At 64.9% G+C, this 433-nt stretch carries 1 pseudogene; it reads right to left on the bottom strand.

Annotated elements, in window-relative coordinates:
- A pseudogene (locus ACTEK7_RS36640) lies at nt 1–433 on the bottom strand (IS5/IS1182 family transposase); the annotation flags it as partial.

Genomic DNA, 433 nt, shown 5'->3' on the forward strand with positions numbered 1-433 from the left:
CGTCGTGGCCGCGGTATCCCTTGTCGACATAGGCCCGCTCGATCGCGCAGCCGGTGAGTGTCTCGGTGCGGTCGATGACGTCCCGCAAGGTGTGACCGTCGTACGGGTTATCGGGTAGCGCCCTGGCGTGCAGCACGAACAGGCCCCCGGGAGAACGGCGGTTGTTGGTGACGATGGAGGCTTTGACGCCGAACTCGTAAGGCGCGGCTGCTTTGCCCTTGCCGATGCACTCCATCTCCGGGGCGTGGAAGGAATAAAGCTTGAAGCCGCGCTGGCGCTGCTGCTGCGAGCGGATCTGCGAGGCCCGGCTGAGCGGGAGGGCGAACGTGTTCTCAAGCACAGCCTGACCTTCGATCTTGCGGCGGATATCGCGGATGATCCGGCCCAGTCGGCTGCGCAGGATGCGCAACTGCCGCTGATGCCGCTTGAATTG

It is taken from the genome of Bradyrhizobium sp. JHI2711, assembly GCF_056156565.1.